Annotated in this window: 21 protein-coding genes; 4 read left to right on the plus strand and 17 right to left on the minus strand. The window is 34.0% G+C overall.

What is annotated here, in order from left to right; genetic code table 11:
• Positions 1–104 precede the first annotated feature (104 nt).
• The 13 genes from AC5YGG_RS11870 to pdxA all read right to left on the minus strand — a co-directional run bounded on the left by AC5YGG_RS11870 (position 105) and on the right by pdxA (position 11,453).
• Entirely contained in the window at positions 105–557 is a 453-nt protein-coding gene (locus tag AC5YGG_RS11870; protein ID WP_496144703.1) for an acyltransferase, read from the minus strand.
• Complete coding sequence (locus AC5YGG_RS11875) at positions 554–1,771, minus strand: glycosyltransferase family 61 protein (protein WP_496144704.1); 1,218 nt, start codon at positions 1,769–1,771, stop codon at positions 554–556. Before AC5YGG_RS11875 ends, AC5YGG_RS11870 begins: the two co-directional genes overlap by 4 nt.
• Complete coding sequence (locus AC5YGG_RS11880; protein WP_496144705.1) at positions 1,761–2,168, minus strand: sugar 3,4-ketoisomerase; 408 nt, start codon at positions 2,166–2,168, stop codon at positions 1,761–1,763. The genes AC5YGG_RS11875 and AC5YGG_RS11880 overlap by 11 nt, the downstream gene beginning before the upstream one ends.
• Positions 2,165–3,352: a glycosyltransferase family 4 protein gene (locus AC5YGG_RS11885; RefSeq protein ID WP_496144706.1), complete on the minus strand. Its 1,188-nt coding sequence runs from the start codon at positions 3,350–3,352 to the stop codon at positions 2,165–2,167. The genes AC5YGG_RS11880 and AC5YGG_RS11885 overlap by 4 nt, the downstream gene beginning before the upstream one ends.
• Before the next feature lie 2 nt (positions 3,353–3,354).
• Entirely contained in the window at positions 3,355–4,335 is a 981-nt protein-coding gene (locus AC5YGG_RS11890; RefSeq protein ID WP_496144707.1) for a WaaS/CpsH family glycosyltransferase, read from the minus strand.
• Positions 4,336–4,339: 4 nt separating this feature from the next.
• Positions 4,340–5,089, minus strand: coding sequence for a glycosyltransferase family 2 protein (locus AC5YGG_RS11895; protein WP_496144708.1), 750 nt, complete (start codon positions 5,087–5,089; stop codon positions 4,340–4,342).
• A gap of 315 nt (positions 5,090–5,404) precedes the next feature.
• The gene (gene rocD / locus AC5YGG_RS11900) at positions 5,405–6,652 is read right to left on the minus strand and encodes an ornithine--oxo-acid transaminase (protein ID WP_496144709.1); all 1,248 of its coding nucleotides are present in this window, start codon (positions 6,650–6,652) and stop codon (positions 5,405–5,407) included.
• 239 nt (positions 6,653–6,891) lie between these two features.
• Positions 6,892–7,323 (minus strand): hypothetical protein, encoded by a 432-nt coding sequence (locus tag AC5YGG_RS11905; protein ID WP_496144710.1) that lies wholly within the window; start codon positions 7,321–7,323, stop codon positions 6,892–6,894.
• Positions 7,324–7,408: 85 nt separating this feature from the next.
• Positions 7,409–8,767: an acetyl-CoA carboxylase biotin carboxylase subunit gene (accC, locus tag AC5YGG_RS11910; protein ID WP_496144711.1), complete on the minus strand. Its 1,359-nt coding sequence runs from the start codon at positions 8,765–8,767 to the stop codon at positions 7,409–7,411.
• Positions 8,768–8,865: 98 nt separating this feature from the next.
• The gene (gene accB, locus AC5YGG_RS11915) at positions 8,866–9,348 is read right to left on the minus strand and encodes an acetyl-CoA carboxylase biotin carboxyl carrier protein (RefSeq protein WP_496144712.1); all 483 of its coding nucleotides are present in this window, start codon (positions 9,346–9,348) and stop codon (positions 8,866–8,868) included.
• 127 nt (positions 9,349–9,475) lie between these two features.
• Positions 9,476–9,679 (minus strand): 50S ribosomal protein L32, encoded by a 204-nt coding sequence (gene rpmF, locus AC5YGG_RS11920; protein WP_007843326.1) that lies wholly within the window; start codon positions 9,677–9,679, stop codon positions 9,476–9,478.
• 67 nt (positions 9,680–9,746) lie between these two features.
• The gene (locus AC5YGG_RS11925) at positions 9,747–10,277 is read right to left on the minus strand and encodes a YceD family protein (protein WP_496144713.1); all 531 of its coding nucleotides are present in this window, start codon (positions 10,275–10,277) and stop codon (positions 9,747–9,749) included.
• A gap of 84 nt (positions 10,278–10,361) precedes the next feature.
• Complete coding sequence (pdxA, locus tag AC5YGG_RS11930; RefSeq protein WP_496144714.1) at positions 10,362–11,453, minus strand: 4-hydroxythreonine-4-phosphate dehydrogenase PdxA; 1,092 nt, start codon at positions 11,451–11,453, stop codon at positions 10,362–10,364.
• 48 nt (positions 11,454–11,501) lie between these two features.
• On the opposite strand from pdxA, the gene AC5YGG_RS11935 reads away from it, so the two are divergent.
• From AC5YGG_RS11935 to AC5YGG_RS11945, 3 genes are read left to right on the plus strand one after another with little or no spacing between them, the layout of a single operon-like run.
• Positions 11,502–12,086, plus strand: coding sequence for a riboflavin synthase (locus AC5YGG_RS11935; RefSeq protein WP_496144715.1), 585 nt, complete (start codon positions 11,502–11,504; stop codon positions 12,084–12,086).
• Position 12,087: 1 nt separating this feature from the next.
• Complete coding sequence (locus AC5YGG_RS11940) at positions 12,088–13,542, plus strand: ATP-binding protein (protein ID WP_496144716.1); 1,455 nt, start codon at positions 12,088–12,090, stop codon at positions 13,540–13,542.
• Positions 13,542–14,243, plus strand: coding sequence for a tRNA1(Val) (adenine(37)-N6)-methyltransferase (locus AC5YGG_RS11945; RefSeq protein ID WP_496144717.1), 702 nt, complete (start codon positions 13,542–13,544; stop codon positions 14,241–14,243). Before AC5YGG_RS11940 ends, AC5YGG_RS11945 begins: the two co-directional genes overlap by 1 nt.
• A gap of 20 nt (positions 14,244–14,263) precedes the next feature.
• Here the strand turns inward: AC5YGG_RS11945 and AC5YGG_RS11950 are convergent, their stop codons facing one another.
• On the minus strand, positions 14,264–14,974 hold the full coding sequence (locus AC5YGG_RS11950) for a cell division ATP-binding protein FtsE (protein ID WP_047098788.1): 711 nt from the start codon (positions 14,972–14,974) through the stop codon (positions 14,264–14,266).
• A gap of 155 nt (positions 14,975–15,129) precedes the next feature.
• Positions 15,130–15,288, minus strand: a complete 159-nt coding sequence (rpmH, locus tag AC5YGG_RS11955; protein ID WP_039365072.1) for a 50S ribosomal protein L34 — start codon at positions 15,286–15,288, stop codon at positions 15,130–15,132.
• Positions 15,289–15,523: 235 nt separating this feature from the next.
• On the opposite strand from rpmH, the gene AC5YGG_RS11960 reads away from it, so the two are divergent.
• Positions 15,524–16,528 carry a DHH family phosphoesterase gene (locus tag AC5YGG_RS11960; protein WP_496144718.1) on the plus strand — a complete coding sequence of 335 codons (1,005 nt, stop codon included), beginning with the start codon at positions 15,524–15,526 and terminating at the stop codon, positions 16,526–16,528.
• A gap of 75 nt (positions 16,529–16,603) precedes the next feature.
• On the opposite strand, the gene AC5YGG_RS11965 is transcribed toward AC5YGG_RS11960, so the two are convergent.
• Together AC5YGG_RS11965 and AC5YGG_RS11970 are read right to left on the minus strand one after the other, a co-directional pair.
• Positions 16,604–17,407 carry a patatin-like phospholipase family protein gene (locus tag AC5YGG_RS11965; protein WP_496144719.1) on the minus strand — a complete coding sequence of 268 codons (804 nt, stop codon included), beginning with the start codon at positions 17,405–17,407 and terminating at the stop codon, positions 16,604–16,606.
• A gap of 74 nt (positions 17,408–17,481) precedes the next feature.
• A complete protein-coding gene (locus AC5YGG_RS11970; protein ID WP_496144923.1) occupies positions 17,482–18,264 on the minus strand; it encodes an alpha/beta fold hydrolase in 783 nt (260 codons plus the stop codon).
• Positions 18,265–18,331: the final 67 nt, after the last annotated feature.

The following is an 18,331-nucleotide window of genomic DNA, read 5'->3' on the forward strand; positions in this document are numbered from 1 at the left end:
GGATGCCTGAGGAAAGCAACTTCTTATAATTGTATTTTGCTGTATTCATATGTATATATTACTGTCTTTATTGTATGAGGTTTTATAATTTAAAAGGTTGATAATTAGCCTCTCTTTTTTGCAGGATTGCCAAACCATGTTTCACCTGCAGGGACATCTTTTGTAATCACACTTCCTGCTCCGATTACTGCACCCTCATTGATTGTAATTCCAGGAAGAATTGTAGCATTGGCACCTATTGATACCCCTTTTTTTACAATAGTTTTGAGAAGCTCAAATTCTGTGTTTTTTGAAACAGGATATTTATCATTTGTAAAGGTAACGTTTGGTCCAATGAAAACATTGTCTTCAATCTTTATCCCATCCCATATCTGAACTCCTGGTTTTATGGTTACATTATCACCAATCATAACGTCATTTTCAATAAATACGTTATAGTTTATATTACAATTTTTTCCAATTTTAGCTTTGGCTAATATTACGCAATATTGCCATATCATTGTATTTTCACCGATAGTATCGGTTAATACTTCAGCAGTAGGATGTATCTTTATCATAATTTAAGTAATTTTTCTAATTGATTGGAAAAGGTACTGGGGTCTAAACGATAGTCTTCGTGAAAATCATCTGAAGTTTGTGGATAAATATAAAAATACAAATCAAAATCCATATGCTTTGCTATGGTAGAGTATATCGAAAAATCTCCCCATACAGAACTTAGCCATGTTAGTCCTTTTGCCCCGGGTTTTGTAAATAACAGATTGGTCCATGCAGCGCCACTTGGTCCAATAATATAATCTGCATTGTTCACAAGAAAAATCTGTTCATGTATATTTAGTTCTTCAAAAAAAACTTCTTCAAAACCATAACCTTTAGCCAATTCTACAATTTCTTCTTCATTGTATTTTCTGAATGTAGACTTTCTAGAGATGAATACCTTTTTTATAGGTTTTATCTTTATCTTTTGATCATCAATGTTTTCAAAAGAGACCTGTCTTAAATATTCCAGAGTTTTTTTTGAATGTTTTGAAAATCCAGATTCAAATTTTTCCCCAGGTAATACATTTGGAATAGTATAAGTAGGACTTGTAATATGCCAAATTGTTTTAAAATGATAATAATGATCATTTTCCAGAAAGATTATTTTGTAGTCTTTCAGGAAAAAAAATAAAAGTTCCTTTAAATTCTCAATTTTTTCAACTTCCTTGGAGACAACTATAACCTTCTTTTTTGCATCAGGAATATGCTTAAAGAACTCTATCTTTGATAGGATCTCAGTGAAAAAATGATAATAATTAAATGTAAAAGTACCACCTAAAAAAATAGCTTCTTCATTGAAAGTTAAATTTTTATAATTTTTTACTTTTGCTAATGTAATAGCATGCTGAAGAAGATTTGTTGTATTATAAAGATAATGAGTTCTATCGTCATCATGCCATTTTTCGTAAAAAATTTTCCTCTTTTTTAAATCTAAAAAATAAGTAGAATTAGGAATACAAAAAACGTTTTTAAGTTCAAAAATTTCAACAGAATTGATTTTGGTTTTTACTGAAGTTTCAGGTTTTGAAAAAATTTTTGGTAAAAACGTTTCTATTTCTTCAGATACTCTTACTATTTTTCTTTGAGTATAGTATTCAGGTGTAATAGAGTGTAAAGGAATGAAATCAGTTACCAGTCTCTTAGCTTTTCTGAAAAATGATTTGATATAATATTTTTTTCTAAGAAGTGTAAGCTGTTTTTCTAACTTTTCAACTCGTTTTTTAGCGTCCATGATTTAAAAATTCAGAATATTCCCTAATGTAATCTTTTTCATCATATTCTATACTGGCAATGCATATTTGAACAGCATTATGACTGTATTTCATATCTCTCCAGCACATTTTAGGGATAAAAAGTCCAACGTTAGGTTTCTCCAAAACGAAAGTTTCCTTTTTACCAGATAGCAATTCCGTTGTTACTTGTATTTTTCCAGCAACTGCAATAAGGATCTGCTGTAGATCAAAATGTGAATGACCTCCTCTTTCTACTTCTTCAGGAGTGAAATAAGTCCAGTAGATTCTTTTGGGAACAAACGGTAGATTTTCATTTTCTGCTACTGAAATATAGCCTAACGAAGGAGCTCCAATTTTTGGGAACTCTATAAGGAATGGGGATGTATAATCTTTCATATAATTTCTTTATAATAATTGATAGTTTGAGTGACCATTTTGTCTATATAAAACTCAGTCTCTACTGTTGCCCTGGCATTTTTCGAGATAATATTTTCCAGATTCTGATTTTCGAAAAGAATACTTATTTTTTCATGAAAATTATTCTCATTAGCAATAAGTCCGTTCACTGAATCATCAATAATTTCTTTAAAAGAATCTATATCGGAACATATTACCGGTTTTTGCATGGCCATTACTTCAAGCAAAGATAAACTAAAATTTTCACCTTTTGACGGGAAGCATACTACCTGTGCGTTATTGATTAATTTTATAATCTCAGTATTATTTTTATTTCCGTAGAAAATAATAGAATCTTTTATTGCTAAGAGACTGGGGTTTTGCAGAATAGAAGAAGGATAATCATTAGAATTTCCTATGAAATGTAAAGTAGCATCAGGATATATCGCTTTTACTTTAATAAAAGCATCGAGTAAGGTATCTGCTCCTTTTTCATAAGAGACATTTCCTAAGTAAAAAATAGATTTATGGATTATACTTCTCTCTTGAATAGGCATATACAATTTTGTATCAATACCATTATAAATCAGTTTAGGATTTTCGATGTTGAAAAGTCTTTCGTTGATTTTTTCATTGTACTTTGATATCGTAATAATATTTTTTGCAAATTTAAAAGCTTGTTTTTCAGAGAAAATCCTTCCTTTCGCTACCTTTTTATATCCAAAATAGGTTTTTAAGGCATTCCATGAGCCATGACATCTTATTACATAAGGAATCTGTTCTGGAACTGAAAGGGCAATGCCGTCAAAATCATGAGTCTCAGCTATATCAAATTGATAATTATTACTGTTCATCCAATCCTTTATTTTTTTAGAAATAATCTTTTTTTCCTGTTGATAAATTCTAAAATGTAAATTCTCCAAAAAAATAAATCGTCCTGTAAAAGATCTCAAAAGTTCAAGAAAAGGATTGGCTTTGAAAATATCCTTGATTGAATGAATGCCTACTCCTTGTTCATTAATATCAAAGTTTTTTTTAGAAATTACAAATACATTGACATTAATTCCTCTTTTTACTAATTCTGAAGCAAGTGTCGCATAAAAAATCCCAGTTCCGCCTACCTTAAGATTTGCGGAGCATTTATATTCACGAGTAAGGATTAGTATTCTCTTGATTTCTTTCATAATTATAGGCCTAATTCAAAAACCTTGTTTACCCAGCTTTGAAGAGTATATCTTTCATAGATTTCCTCGGGGATCTTTTCATAAGGGCTTTCAAAAAAAGATTGATCAAGATTAGTGATATTTTTATTTAAAATCAAAATATTATTCGGGTTATAAAAATCATAAGTTTTAATAGATTCATTATCCGTTATGATTTTCTTTTCCAAAGACATAGCTTCGAAAACCCTAAAGCTTAGTCCATACTGTCCTTCACGCATCAGATCAAGTAAAACTCTGGAGTTTTTATAATAGGAGGGAAGATCATTATGTGGAATCTTTTTAATGCTGAAAATAAGAAACAGATTTTTAGGAATCTTGATAAACATATTGGTCAGCTGATGTCTCCAGGATTTTTTTCCTATTACCATAATCTGAAACTTTAATCCAAGATCCATGAGTTTCTTAGCCAATAACTTCACCATTGAAACTCTTCTGCTGTCGTAGGAAGTGATATAGAACATATCCATCTGAGGATTTTGTTTTTCCTGCGAAATATGGGGAAGGTAAATATAATTGGTAATCTTTTCAAAACCGTGCTTTTTGACGTCTATTCCATCAAAGGAGAATATTTTGTCAAAAAGATGCAGCTTATCTTCTACCGGAACTCTTTCCAGATTATCATAAAGATAAGTGATGAGACGGTTGGTGTATGTTTTGATCGTTTCCAGAGTGATAAGATCAAAGGTATCAGGATTTAATACAAGAATCTGATCCTGATGCCCCAGTTTTTCAAGGGAATCAAGAACGTATTTCTGCCTTTTTTCTGTCTTAAGATTTTTATTTAAAAATGTTTTGCTCAAGGCATTTACAGCCCTTTCGTTGAAGTTGGAATGGGTAACAGCACTTATTTTTATATGATGGGATTCAATACCTCTTTTGCATAATGCTTCAACAATATACTTATCATAATCCCAGAAGTCATAACTAATGATACAAATCTTCATTCAACTAATTTTGCTCTTTTTTTAATGATTCATAGGTTTCAAACACACTTAAGGATTGCAGATATGAAAGCTGATATCCTTCTTTTCCGTCTAAAATACCAAGTCTCATTATATAGGCTTTAAAGAATTTAAAAGCAGTTTTAAGATATTGAACCCAAACACTATACTTTTTCCCTTTTGCAGCCAGTTCTTTTCCCTTTAATACTCCGTAATGAATCATTTTCTGTTTATACGATTCATAATCTGAAACGGAATAATGAAGCAATTTATTTTTTAAAACTCCAATAGTCCCATTTACTTCAAGAGTTTCGTGTACCTTTTTGTCTGCCATATACCTTGCTTTCGACTTTCTGAAAAGTCTGAAGTTTTTATCAGATTGCGTTCCAGAAAAATGGATCGGTTTTTTAGCAAAAAAGAATTTTCTGTAAAAGTAGTAAGCATCTTTTTGCTCTGGTTTGTTCAGTTCCTCTATAATTTCTGTCTTTAAGGCAGGAGTAATTCTTTCATCTCCGTCCAGAAATAATACCCAATCATGAGTTGCAGCATCTAAGGCTAGATTTCTTTGCTTTGTAAAGTCTTCAAATTTATTCTGAATCACCTTTACATTAGGGAATTTTTTTGCAATATCTACAGTTTTGTCCGTACTGAATGAATCAATTACGATAATTTCATCACAGAAATCAAAACATTCCAGGACTTCCTGTATATTTTTTTCTTCATTGTATGTTATGATTAAACCACTTATTTGCATCATAACGTATTGTTTAATAAGGAAATAATTGCTATCTCTCTTAATATCATTTTCAACCTGTTTTTTATCTGTCAAAGATAAGTTTTAATTTGAATTTTATAAACGAATCCTTACCATTTATAACTATTCTATATATCCAAATAGAACCATCTTATTGAATTGATACTGCAAATTCGATTCCTAAATGTATTTATCGGCAGAATATCATTTCTTAATAGCCTTAAGGTATATAAATTATGGGTATGATTTTTATAAAAACCATACCCATTTTTGAAAGGAGATCACTAAAATAGTGTCTACTTATATTGTATTTAATTCTTATTTGTATTCAAGAATTGTCTTTTCAATAATCTTCACACAGTCTAAAAGCTGCTCTTCTGTAATTACCAATGGTGGAGCCAGTCTGATGATGTTTCCGTGGGTAGGTTTTGCCAATAAACCGTTTTCTTTTAATTGTAAACAAAGATTCCATGCTGTAGAACTTTCCGGTGTATCATTGATTAAGATAGCATTTAAAAGACCTTTTCCTCTTACTTTAGTGATAAGATCAGACTTCTCAATTAATTTTTCGATTTCAGCTCTGAATAACTGTCCAAGCTCTTCAGCTCTTTCAGATAATTTTTCATCAGCTACTACATCCAAAGCTGCTACTGCTACTGCACAAGCAATTGGATTTCCTCCGAAAGTAGATCCGTGTTGTCCTGGCTTGATTACGTTCATGATCTCATCATTGGCAAGTACGGCAGATACAGGGTACATTCCTCCTGAAAGTGCTTTTCCTAGAATTAAGATGTCCGGTTGAACATTTTCATGGTGGCAAGCGATTAATTTTCCGGTTCTGGCAATACCTGTCTGAACTTCATCAGCAATGAAAAGAACGTTGTATTTTTTACATAATTCAGAAGCATTTTTAAGGAAATTTTCGTCTGGAACATACACTCCGGCTTCTCCTTGAATAGGCTCTACCAGGAAGGCAGCAATATTTGCAGCTTCTCTGCTAAGAACTTCTTCCAGTGCTGCAATATCATTATAAGGAATCTTAATAAATCCAGGGGTGAAAGGACCATAGTTTTGGTTAGCATCAGGATCATTAGAGAAAGAAACAATAGTGGTTGTTCTTCCGTGGAAATTGTTTTCACAAACGATGATCTTTGCTGCATTTTCTGAAATACCTTTTACTTCGTAGCTCCATTTTCTGGCAAGTTTTACCGCTGTTTCTACTGCTTCAGCACCAGAGTTCATAGGTAATACTTTATCAAACCCGAAAAGAGTAGTGATCTTTTGTTCATATTCTCCCAGTTTAGAGTTGTAGAAAGCTCTTGAAGTTAAAGCCAGCTTTTGAGCCTGCTCTACTAATGCTCCTACAATTTTTGGGTGAGAGTGTCCTTGGTTCACAGCAGAATATGCTGAAAGAAAATCATAATATTTTTTGCCCTCTACATCCCATACGAAAACACCTTCTCCACGATCCAGAACTACTGGAAGAGGGTGATAATTGTGTGCTCCATGCTTGTCTTCAAGGTCAATAAAATACTGCGAGTTTTTTGTTTGTTCTGCTGTTGACATATGTTTGGTTTTTCACAAATTTACATAATATTAATGAGATGAATGAACAAAAATGGAGTAGACTGTAAAGCTGTAAATGAAGTGTATTTTGGGGTTTAAACGGGGCGTTTTAGAGAATATTTCTTGGACGAATAAACTGTGGCAGGTATTCTATCTTTAGAAATAGAGCCGTAATAATCTAGTATTTTCTTTTATATTTATACTTTTCCCTTTAAAAATAAATTCTAATATGTTGTATATTAATTCTTTAAATCTTTTCTTAAAAAGTCAATCTCTGATCCGGAAGGGTTGTAGGATTTACAGGAAAATATCAGTCGATATTTATAATACTTTGGATCAAGATGAATCGTATTGATTTTTTCAGCAATCTCTAAAGCATTGTTTTTCATAGAATCAGATTCTATACCGCAATTGTGTTTACTGTAAAGATAAAGGCTGTAAGTAATGGTGTCCTGATCTTTAATTTGCCTTTCAAATTCAGGAGTGCGTTCGATAGTTTCGATATGATAATCTTTCTTTATCTGTTCAAATAATTTTTCTTCTCCCAGATGGTTTATCCTCTTCGATGAACTGAAATAAGTAAGCATGAAAACCGCAAAAAGACTTGTTGCCAGGTAAATCAGAAGACTACCTGTGCAAATGATCAGTATCCATTTTAAGACTCTATTCATGGTTGTATTCAAAGGTATAAAGAAAAAAAATAATCCGTCACACAAATTTGTATGACGGATTATTGAAGTTTTATTTTACATCATCTTAGTGATGATTGTCGTATTTTCTGTCCATTACAAAATCCTCCATGAATTTTGTAGTGTAGTTTCCTGCAAGATAATCTTCATTATCCATTAGTTGTCTGTGGAAAGGAATCGTAGTTTTTACACCTTCGATATAGAATTCCTCTAGAGCACGTCTCATTTTTGCAATCGCTTCCTCACGGGTTTGAGCCGTAGTAATAAGCTTAGCAATCATAGAGTCATAGTTGGAAGGAATTGTATATCCTGAATAAACGTGAGTATCTACTCTGATCCCGTGTCCTCCAGGAATATTTAATCCTGTGATTTTTCCCGGAGATGGTCTGAAGTCTGCATAAGGGTCTTCAGCGTTGATTCTACACTCAATAGAGTGTAATTTAGGATAATAATTAATTCCTGAAATAGGAGTTCCTGCAGCAAGAAGGATTTGTTCTCTGATAAGATCATAATCAATTACCTGCTCAGTAATTGGGTGTTCTACCTGGATTCTTGTATTCATTTCCATGAAATAGAAATTTCTGTGCTTGTCTACAAGAAATTCGATAGTTCCTACCCCTTCATATCCAATAAATTCAGCAGCCTTTACAGCAGCATCACCCATTTTCTCACGAAGTTCGTCTGTCATGAACGGAGAAGGAGTTTCTTCAGTTAATTTCTGATTTCTTCTCTGTACAGAACAGTCTCTTTCAGAAAGGTGACATGCTTTACCATATTGGTCTCCTGCAACCTGAATTTCGATGTGTCTTGGCTCTTCAATCAGTTTTTCCATATACATACCTCCGTTTCCAAAGGCAGCTACAGCTTCCTGAATAGCAGATTCCCAGTGTTCTTTAAGGTCTTCAGCTTTCCATACAGCTCTCATCCCTTTACCACCACCACCGGCAGTTGCTTTAATCATAACTGGGTATCCAGTTTCTTCAGCAATTTTTACAGCATGCTCGTAAGACTCGATCAAGCCGTCAGAACCAGGTACACAAGGTACACCAGCAGCTTTCATGGTAGCTTTAGCATTTGCTTTATCTCCCATTTTCTCAATCTGTTCAGGAGAAGCACCGATAAATTTGATACCGTTCTTTTCGCAGATTCTTGAGAAATTAGCGTTTTCAGATAAGAATCCGTAACCTGGGTGAATGGCATCAGCATTTGTAATCTCAGCTGCAGCAATAATGTTAGGGATTTTAAGGTATGAGTCTTTACTCATTGCAGGACCGATACATACTGCTTCATCAGCAAATCTTACGTGAAGACTGTCTTTATCTGCAGTAGAATATACAGCAACGGTCTTGATCCCCATTTCTTTACAAGTACGTAAAATACGCATTGCAATTTCGCCACGATTGGCTATTAATATTTTTTTGAACATCTTCTTCAATTTGAAAATTAGATAATTTGAAAATTAGATAATGTTATTTTAATGTAGAATTTAATCTAACATCTAATGTCTAACATCTAACCTTTAAATTAAGATGGATCTACTAAGAATAATGGTTGGTCGTATTCTACAGGAGTAGCGTCGTCAACTAAAATTTTAACGATTTTTCCACTGATTTCAGATTCAATCTGGTTGAATAACTTCATTGCTTCAATTACGCAAACTACTTTACCAACAGAAACTTCGTCACCTACATTTACGAATACATCTTTATCTGGAGATGGTTTTCTATAGAAAGTACCGATCATCGGAGACTTGATTGTTACATATTTGCTATCATCAGATGCAGCCTCAGCTTTCTCTGCAGGTGCAGCAGCAGGACTTGCAACAGGTGCCGGAGCAGCTACAGCCTGTGGAGCAGTGTGGTATACTGCAGGTTGTGCATAAACAGCATCGCTTCCAGCTAATGGAGTTTTAATAGTGATTTCGAAATCCTTAGTCTTGTATTTTACTTCTGAAACTTCAGCCTTAGATACAAACTTAATAAGATTCTGTATGTCTTTAATGTCCATAAATTTGATATTTGATTTGGTGTCAAAGATACCAAAAAAACGCAAAAAACAACAAAAAACCGCCAAATTTTATCAAAATTGGGCGGTTTTTGTATTAAAATGAGGCTTTTTCAGTGAAAAGCGACTCTTAGTTTTCTTCAGTAGTAGCTACTTCTTTTTCCAATACTACTTTACCTCTGTAGTAAAGTTTTCCTTCATGCCAGTGAGCTCTGTGGTATAGGTGAAGCTCTCCTGTTGTTGCATCTTTAGCTAATTGAGGAACTACAGCTTTGTAGTGAGTTCTTCTCTTATCTCTTCTTGTAGACGACTGTCTTCTCTTTGGATGTGCCATTTTCTAATAACTTTTTTAATTGATGAGCGATGAGATTCATCATCTCATCATATTTAAATTATTCTATTTAATTATTGTCTCTTAACTTTCTTAAAGCATCCCATCTAGGGTCGCTCTCATGTTCTTCCTCTTCGGTTTCCTCAATTTCTTTTGGACTGAACTGATCAAGAATTTTAATATCTTCATCACTTACATTCGGTGAAATCTTTTTCATCGGGATAGAAAGCATTACATTTTCGTAAATCAAATGCGCTACATTGAAAGCATGCTCTGCTGTAGGAATGGTAATGACATCTTCATTACTGTCATCATATTCTTCCCCGAAATTCACCAGAATTTTAATTTCATTTTCAATAGGATAGTCAAAATCTTCATTTGTGATATCACAAACCAGCTCAACTAAACCTTTGATTTTAATCTCAAACTCCAGGAAAGTAGTATGCTTATCAAGTAATACATTTACTTCTATCCTTGGATTTGTAAATTCCTGCTCAGTGTCAAATAATTGAAAGAACGTTTTATCTATCTCAAACTTGAACTCGTGTTTTCCGTTTTTAAGTCCGGAAAAGCTTACGTCATAGTTTCTTAACTTGTCCATAAAATGAGTGTGCAAAAATATGCATTTTTTTTATAATAACAAATAAAATCTAAAACAAATTAATTTAAAATTTGTTTCAACGATTTATGCTTCAGTTTCCTCAGGTAGATCTTCATCTATTCCGTTGTCAACAGCCATTTTTCTTGGCTGAAGACGATTATTCATCAGCTCGCTGTATTCACTTCTGTTCTTAAATACCTTAATAGCCGTGAAAATAGCTTCCATAAAACTCTGCTCATCAGCAATGTTCTTCCCTGCAATATCATAGGCAACTCCATGATCGGGAGATGTTCTGATAAAAGGAAGTCCTGCAGTATAGTTTACACCTTCTTCATATGCCAATGTCTTGAAAGGAGCCAGCCCCTGATCGTGATACATCGCTAAAACAGCATCGAAGTTTCTGTATTTGTTCGGCTGAAAGAAGCTGTCTGCCGGGAAAGGTCCAAAGGCAAGAATTCCATTGTCCGAAAGTTCCTTGATAGCTGGGCTGATAATTTCAATTTCCTCACTTCCGATTACTCCGCCATCACCTGCATGTGGATTAAGTCCTAATATGGCAATCTTTGGCTTTGGAATGCAGAAATCTTCAATAAGAGTTTGATTTAATACTTTGATTTGCTTTTTGATTTTATCTTTGGAAATATTCTCTGCAACCTGAGCAATAGGAATGTGATGAGTAGATACAGCTACTTTAAGATCTTCAGTTACCAGGAACATTAATCCCTTTTTACTGAATTTCTCCTCAAAATACCCTGTGTGTCCGGCATGTTTAAAGCCCATTTTTACCATCTCATCCTTGTTGATAGGAGCTGTTACCAAAACATCAATGTCTCCTTTCATTAAAGCTTCGGTAGCGGCTTCAAGAGAGTCAATAGCCATTTTGGTAGATTCTTCAGTAGGGACACCCAATTCAACATTTACATTTTCTTTGGTAAGATTCACCATATTCAGCTTTCCGGGCTGAGCCTGAGACGCTTCATTAACATAGTTGAAATTAAGATTCAGCTTGAAAATGTTTTTCTGATAAGTGAATAATTTCCCCGAACCAAAAATTACAGGAGTGAAAAAATCCGTAATGGTTTTGTCTTTCAGAGACTTCATAATGATCTCCGGACCTATGCCGTTGAAATCACCGATTGAAATTCCTACTCGTACTTTATGGTTTTTTGGGCTCATTTTGATTATCTTTGAAGATTATAATTTACAAATTTAGCAAAAAATAATATGTTCACAGGAATTATTGAAGCAGTTGGTGTTATTGAAAAGATTGAAGAGAAAGGAAGTAACATAGATTTCACCCTTACATGCCCCTTTACAAACGAGCTTAAAATTGATCAGAGCCTTGCTCACAATGGATGTTGTCTTACTGTAGTTGAGATTAAAGATACTCAATATGTAGTAACAGCCATCAGTGAGACACTGGAAAAAACCAATCTTGGAAAATGGGAATTGGGAACAGTTGTAAATCTTGAGCGCTGTATGAAAATGGACGGAAGGCTGGATGGTCATATCGTTCAGGGACATGTTGATAAAACAGGAGAAGTAGTAGGAATTGAAAACAAAGACGGAAGCTATTTCATCACCATGAAGTATGAATCAGACGGAAGTTTTGTGACAGTACCTCAAGGATCAATTACTGTGAATGGAATCAGTTTAACCGTAGCTAAAAGTGAAGACACGCAGTTTTCAGTGGCAATTATTCCTTATACCTGGGAGTTTACCAATATGAAACACCTGAAAATTGGTGATAAAGTGAACTTAGAATTTGATATCATTGGTAAGTATATTGCTAGGTTAATTAAAAAGTAGGATGTCAATTAATAAATATAAAGGATATAGCTTAAGGAACCGTGTCTTTTTTGGTTTCTTATTGGTATGCTTTTTAAGTGTTGTAGCGACTTCATTGGTTCCTTACTTTGTGTTGAGAAATAATTCTCTGCAGCAAAGTAATATTGATATGCAGGAAAAAACCAATGCTGTAATGAGGTATCTGGATTATGCAGTAAGCCGTACCTTGGTAGAAACAAAAGATCTTCCAAAGGTTTTAGGTAATAAAATCTTTGAAATAGCAGATATTAATCAGCATGATATTGTTATTTATGATCTGAAAGGTAACTATGTGCTTTCTAATAAAGATGAAAGTCTGATTGATCAGAAATCGCTTTCAATAGAGATTATCAACAAAATTCTTGCTACAGATGCGAGAGTTGATATGACCAGATATGATGCTGCTAAAGATGCCAAGCTTACATCTTCGTACCTTTTATTGAAAAATAATGAACTAGAGCCAATAGGTGTAGTTTATATTCCTTTATATCATAATGAATCCGCATATCTGGAGGTTCTTCACCAATATGTAAAATATATACTTTTAGTAGATATATTTCTTATTCTGTTTAGTATTTGGATCAGTTGGGTAACTTCTAACAGCCTTGCTAAAACCATTACGAAATTTTCTGATATGATTACCCGTATTACATTATTTGAAAATGAAATGCGTCCTATCAGGTATTATAAGAATGATGAATTGAATGCTCTTGCCAGGGCTTATAACAGAATGATTCTTCAGATTCAGGATCAAAAAGAAAGATTAAGATTCAAAGCTTCGGAAGAGGCGTGGAGAGAAATGGCAAAACAGGTGGCTCATGAGGTGAAAAATCCGCTTACTCCTATGAAGCTTACTATTCAGAACTTTGAACGAAAATTTGACCCCGAAGATCCGAATATTAAAGAAAGAGTAAAGCAAATGAGCAAAACAATGGTAGATCAAATCGATTTGATAGCTACCGTAGCTTCTGCGTTCTCAGAATTTGCAAAACTTCCTGAAAAGAATAATGAGGTAATTAACCTGAATACTGAAGTGGAAGATATCCTTCGTGTATTCAATGATGACAGTATCTTCATGCATGCTAACAAGAGTAATATTATGATCAATATGGACAGGATTTATCTTTCCAGGATCATTACCAATCTTGTAACTAATGCTAAACAGGCAGAAAGTGATCAACGAAAACTGATCATTAATGTAGATGTAGAACAGCATCAGAGAAGGGTAATTGTTTCTGTTCAGGATAATGGGATCGGTATCCCTGAAAATATGTATGAGAGAATTTTTGAACCCAATTTCACCTCTAAAAACAGTGGTATGGGGCTTGGATTATCTATGGTAAGAAAAATGATCGAAGATTACAAAGGAGAAATCTCTGTGAAATCAGAAGTAGGAAAGGGGTCTACATTTATTATTACATTACCTACTAATTTATAGTGAAGCCTTTTACATTTAAACAATTTGAAATTCAACAGTCTAAAAACGTCTTTCGTGTAGGAACAGACGGTGTTTTGCTGGGAGCTTTGGCTGCTATTGAATCTGCTTCTCATGTTTTGGAAGTAGGAACGGGAACAGGATTGATTTCATTAATGTTAGCACAGAGAAATCTGAATGCAGACTTTATTGGATTAGATATTAATGAAGAAGCAGCTGAGCTTACAAAACTCAATTTTGAAAACTCGCCTTTTAGGGATAGACTTAAAAATAGCCATCAGGATTTTAAAACATTTGAAACGAAAAGTAACTTTGATCTCATTGTTTCGAATCCGCCTTATTTTGAAGAATCTGGTTCGGAAAAAGATAAAATCGCGCGTCAGACTGTAGAATTGAATTTCAGGCAACTGATTGAAAAGTCAGCAGTTCTTTTGACTGAAAAAGGGGTGTTGTCTGTTATAATTCCTGTGGAAGCAGGAGAGATTTTCATTCAGATTGCATCGGAAAGGAATTTATTTCTGAACCGAAAGGTGAATATTAAAGGAATTGAAAACTCAAATGTAAAAAGACTGATTTTAGAGTTTTCTCCGGTAGAAAAAATTACTGAAGAATCAGCATTTATTATAGAAAAAAGTCCGAGAATATACTCGGACCAATATCTTGAACTCACTAAGGAGTTTCATGTCTTTAAAAAGGATATTTAAGAATTACGTAGCCTTTGTTTTTACTCAAACAGCTCAGCTGTATCTAACACAGAAACTTTTCCGTCCTCACATCTAATTGCTTCACCAGGAAAATTCTGGATCATATGGTAGTCGTGCGTTGCCATTACTACAGCAGCTCCATTTTCAAGGGCAACCTGTTTTAGCAGGGTCATAATTTCGTTCGATGTTTCAGGGTCAAGGTTTCCTGTTGGCTCATCTGCCAGGATAAGATCCGGGTGGTTTAGAAGAGCTCTTGCGATGGCGATACGTTGTTGTTCACCTCCGGAAAGTTCGTGTGGCATTTTATGCTTTTTGCTCTTCATGTTCACGCTCCCCAATACCTCGTTGATTCTGTCTTCTATTTTTACTTTATCATTCCATCCTGTAGCTTCCAGAACGAATTTTAAGTTTTTCTCAACAGTTCTGTCGGATAATAATTGGAAATCCTGAAATACAATTCCCAGCTTTCTTCTAAGGTTAGGGATATCAGACGGTTTTAGCTTTGCCAGATCAAATCCTACGACAGCTCCATGTCCTGATGCTAATGGAATGTGTCCGTAAAGTGTTTTCAGAAGTGAACTTTTTCCGGAACCTGTTTTTCCGATAAGATAGCAGAATCTACCTTTTTTAATGTTAAGATTTACATCAGAAAGAACAGTAAAGTTTTTTTGAGCAATTTTGGCGTGCTGTAAACTTATAATATTGTCTCCGGAGATATTTGTATGTGGCATAATTTGATTTTAAAGGCTGTTTTCTAATAAAAAAATTTCAACTTTTAAAAATAGAAAAAAGAAGTCTATTTGACTCTAATTTTAATAAATTTTAACAACAAAAAATGCCTGAAAAGGAACTTCTCAAGCATGTTTTGTATATGATAATAAAAAGATTATCTCTTAGCGCGTGCAGCACTTACAGTTAAACTCTTTCTGCCTTTAGCTCTTCTCGCAGCCAAAACTCTTCTTCCATTTGGCGTAGACATTCTTTCTCTGAAACCGTGTTTGTTTCTTCTTTTTCTTTCTGATGGCTGGAATGTTCTTTTACTCATTACTATATGTTTAAATCGTAATTAATCTATTAATTTTCAGGTTGCAAAGATATATAAAATTTTATAAGTTACAAACTTTAATTATCTTTTTTTAAAATTAAATGAAATGTTTTTTGATCAAAGTTTGTATAAACCTTCATTTGAAACATAATTTCGGGTGCAAAAATAATATTTAAATGATTTATATAAAAGCTCTATCTTTGAAAACTTTAATTTTAACGAAAATAAACACAAGATGTTTACACCAGCAGAACTTTTAGATATCAATACATTACTTACGCCTGAAAACAAAATAGTTATTCTTACTCACTATAATCCGGATGGTGATGCTATTGGTTCCAGCATGGGATTAAAACATTATCTAAAGACAAAAGGAATTCATGCTGAGGTTATTGTACCCAATGATTTTCCAAAATTTCTGAAATGGATGCCGGAATCTAAAAAGGTAATTATTGCAGAATATAAAAGAAAGCTGGCATCAGACATGATTGCCGGAGCAGATGTTATTTTCTGTCTGGATTTTAATTCTCCATCAAGAATCGGGTTATTGGGTGACTGGCTGGTAAAAGCTCAGGGTAAGAAAATTCTTATTGATCATCACCAACAACCGGAACAATTTGATTTTGTATATTCTGATACGGTAATTCCTGCAACTTCACAGATGATTTATCATTTCATTGAAGCAATGGAAGATGAAAAGCTGGTAAACCTTGATATTGCAGAATGCTTATATACAGGAATAATGACTGATACCGGAGGTTTCCGTTTTCGTTCCACAAGTGCTGCTACCCACAGAATTATTGCCAATCTGATTGAAAAAGGAGCAGATCCGGCAATGATTACTTCCAATACATGGGACACGAATACTGTTTCCAGACTTCACCTGCTTGCCTTGGTATTGGGAAGAATTGAAGTGGTGAATGAAGGTAGAGTCGCTATTCTGAGTCTTACGAGAAACGAACTTAAAGAGTTTGGCTTCCAGAAAGGAGATACAGAAGGTTTTGTAAACTATGGTTTAAGTATTGCCGGAGTAAAAATGTCTGCATTCTTTATGGAAGACCTGTATGAAGATTTCGTAAAGATTTCTTTCAGAAGTAAGGATGACGTAGATGTGAACCAATTCTCCAGAAAATACTTCAATGGAGGCGGGCATATCAATGCAGCAGGCGGGAAATCTCTTGATTCTTTATCTGGAACTATAGAAATATTCAAAAAAAGGCTGATCGAAGAGAACTTGTAAAAAGTGGGAGTGAGCTAAAGAAAAGATTGTAAATTAAATTTTAATATACTCTTAAACTCTTTTGTACTCAAACTCTCAAACCTTTTTATATCCCTTTTCTTCCAGCTCTATACAAGTATATTCGTATACCTGCTGAAACATTTCGTCCATATATTTCTTATTGAAAAGGCTGTATTTTGTCATTTTAGGCGGATCCAGAAAAATATTGCAGTGCTTTACCTTTGAATATACAGATTTTGCAATGGCAAGGTGAAGAATTCGGTCAAATTCTTTCATAAGACTCATTTTATTTAATTCATCATAGCTTATTGAATTGACATGGGATGCTATCAAAAAATCGCACTTATCCATGATTGGCTCAATAGGAAGATTGTCAAGTACCCCTCCATCTACATATATTTTATCACCCATTCTTACAGGCGGTAAAATAAAAGGAACACTTGAAGAAGCGAGAAGAGGAGTAAAAAGTTCTCCTTCGGAAAAAAAGTCTACAATGCCGTGGGTCATTTCCGTAGTGGCGACGTAAACGGGAATTTTTAATATGCTGAAATTGTCTTCTGGAAAATAATCTTTAAAAAGTTTTAAAATAAAGTTCGAGCTGAATATTCCGTTTTTTGATAATTTTAATGCTGATCTGGAAAAAAAAGAAGTTTGCTTTACAATTTCCATCATTTCGTCAGGCGTTTTCCCGAATGAGTAAAAAGCTCCTATGATAGAGCCTGCACTGGTTCCCGAAATGATATGGGGTTTAAGATTGTATTCTTCGAGAGCTTTAAGGACGGCAATATGGGCAATTCCACGCATTCCTCCGCCTGAAAGTGTAAGACCGATAACCGGTCGTTTCTCTGGTTTCTTTTTTTTGAACGAGAATAAGCCCATTGAAAAAATTATACCTTACTAATATACAGGATTTTTATATAAACATATGTTTAACTCCAATGCATGTCAGGAACTTATAAAACCAGCTTTTTCGGAAGGTTATGAAGAAGTTCTGTATTGATAATTTCTGCGCAGATTCGAGGTTTTTCCCAATGTCCGTTATGTCCGCAATCCAGGATATAGGATTTTATATTGGTTCTGTCAGGAAGGTTTTTGATTGTGATATCGGTCTTAACAGCGTTGTCATGTTTTCCTGCCAATACTAATATTTTAGCTTCCAGATTTTGCATTACGTGCTTTTTGTCGGTTCTTTCTACCATTCCTTTTACGCAGGCAAGAGCTCCCATATTGTTTGTAGAAAGTGCTGTTTCTAAAGCTATTTCAATTTTTCCTTCCAGAATATCTCTTTCATTGGGATTGAACAGGTTCGGAATTCCTGCTCTTGCGTAATGAGCAAAGGCATCTTTAATGATTCTGTAGCTTTTGATACGCTGTTGTTTTTTCTCTTCATCATCTGCGAAATACGTAGAGAAAAATAAAGTTAAGCTTTTTAGAGAATCAGGATATTTTTCAGCAAAGGCAAGAGATGTATAGCCACCCATAGAGTGTCCTAATAAATGTACTTTTCCAAGGTGTTGATGATCTAATACTTTTTTTACTTCATCAGCCATAAGTTCCATTGTATGAACTTCCCCCAGAATATCGGACTGTCCATGACCCGGAAGATCTATTTTTAACAGCGTGAAGTCTTCAGAAAGATGAGGCTCCATGTCGCTCCAGATAGATAGATTCTCCATAAATCCGTGAAGAAGAACTAATGTTTCTTTTCCGTTTCCTTTTTTTTCAAAGTTCAGCATCATATCAATAATATAAAAGGTTAGATGAATATAATAAGAGAGTTCCGTTGAATTCTATTTTCAAATT

It is taken from the genome of Chryseobacterium sp. CS2K3 (assembly GCF_059515185.1).

Coding starts and splice junctions, on each gene's coding strand:
- AC5YGG_RS11870 (WP_496144703.1), bottom strand. CDS start 557: ATGATAAAGATACATCCTACTGCTGAAGTATTAACCGATACTATCGGT.
- AC5YGG_RS11875 (WP_496144704.1), bottom strand. CDS start 1,771: ATGGACGCTAAAAAACGAGTTGAAAAGTTAGAAAAACAGCTTACACTT.
- AC5YGG_RS11880 (WP_496144705.1), bottom strand. CDS start 2,168: ATGAAAGATTATACATCCCCATTCCTTATAGAGTTCCCAAAAATTGGA.
- AC5YGG_RS11885 (WP_496144706.1), bottom strand. CDS start 3,352: ATGAAAGAAATCAAGAGAATACTAATCCTTACTCGTGAATATAAATGC.
- AC5YGG_RS11890 (WP_496144707.1), bottom strand. CDS start 4,335: ATGAAGATTTGTATCATTAGTTATGACTTCTGGGATTATGATAAGTAT.
- AC5YGG_RS11895 (WP_496144708.1), bottom strand. CDS start 5,089: ATGATGCAAATAAGTGGTTTAATCATAACATACAATGAAGAAAAAAAT.
- rocD (WP_496144709.1), bottom strand. CDS start 6,652: ATGTCAACAGCAGAACAAACAAAAAACTCGCAGTATTTTATTGACCTT.
- AC5YGG_RS11905 (WP_496144710.1), bottom strand. CDS start 7,323: ATGAATAGAGTCTTAAAATGGATACTGATCATTTGCACAGGTAGTCTT.
- accC (WP_496144711.1), bottom strand. CDS start 8,767: ATGTTCAAAAAAATATTAATAGCCAATCGTGGCGAAATTGCAATGCGT.
- accB (WP_496144712.1), bottom strand. CDS start 9,348: ATGGACATTAAAGACATACAGAATCTTATTAAGTTTGTATCTAAGGCT.
- rpmF (WP_007843326.1), bottom strand. CDS start 9,679: ATGGCACATCCAAAGAGAAGACAGTCGTCTACAAGAAGAGATAAGAGA.
- AC5YGG_RS11925 (WP_496144713.1), bottom strand. CDS start 10,277: ATGGACAAGTTAAGAAACTATGACGTAAGCTTTTCCGGACTTAAAAAC.
- pdxA (WP_496144714.1), bottom strand. CDS start 11,453: ATGAGCCCAAAAAACCATAAAGTACGAGTAGGAATTTCAATCGGTGAT.
- AC5YGG_RS11935 (WP_496144715.1), top strand. CDS start 11,502: ATGTTCACAGGAATTATTGAAGCAGTTGGTGTTATTGAAAAGATTGAA.
- AC5YGG_RS11940 (WP_496144716.1), top strand. CDS start 12,088: ATGTCAATTAATAAATATAAAGGATATAGCTTAAGGAACCGTGTCTTT.
- AC5YGG_RS11950 (WP_047098788.1), bottom strand. CDS start 14,974: ATGCCACATACAAATATCTCCGGAGACAATATTATAAGTTTACAGCAC.
- rpmH (WP_039365072.1), bottom strand. CDS start 15,288: ATGAGTAAAAGAACATTCCAGCCATCAGAAAGAAAAAGAAGAAACAAA.
- AC5YGG_RS11960 (WP_496144718.1), top strand. CDS start 15,524: ATGTTTACACCAGCAGAACTTTTAGATATCAATACATTACTTACGCCT.
- AC5YGG_RS11965 (WP_496144719.1), bottom strand. CDS start 17,407: ATGGGCTTATTCTCGTTCAAAAAAAAGAAACCAGAGAAACGACCGGTT.
- AC5YGG_RS11970 (WP_496144923.1), bottom strand. CDS start 18,264: ATGCTGAACTTTGAAAAAAAAGGAAACGGAAAAGAAACATTAGTTCTT.